The sequence below is a fragment of the Staphylococcus pasteuri genome, assembly GCF_030547725.1.
GTDB lineage: Bacteria > Bacillota > Bacilli > Staphylococcales > Staphylococcaceae > Staphylococcus > Staphylococcus pasteuri.
The window spans coordinates 1-267 of record NZ_JAUOQO010000391.1 but is presented as its reverse complement, the minus strand read 5'-3'; the positions used below and the strand labels follow the sequence as shown (position 1 = coordinate 267).

The 267-nt window shown below is 43.8% G+C and carries 1 protein-coding gene; it reads right to left on the bottom strand.

Features of this window, described 5'->3' with window-relative positions; all coding sequences use genetic code 11:
• A partial coding sequence (locus Q4528_RS14115) for a hypothetical protein (RefSeq protein ID WP_303522239.1) occupies positions 1-267 on the bottom strand: 267 nt, incomplete at both ends.

Sequence of the window (267 nt, the reverse complement as noted above, 5' to 3'; positions counted from 1 at the left end):
ACTTCGAGTTGGTACAAAAAGAAACGCTGTTTAGGCGCATTGGTATGGATGTCTTTAGCTTGAGCGTCAAAATTAATAGACAGGCCATTTAAGCTTTTGCATTGCAGGCTGTTAGTTGCTGAGTCTTGTTCTGGCGGTGTTCCATTCTGATTGTTTAGCTTGCAGGCGAGTAGTTGGTAGCTAGGCTGGCCTAACTCTTCGCAAGCGGATTGATTAAGCCAAATAATTTGATGATGGTTGTTGCATATTAATGCTGGGGAGTAGGGG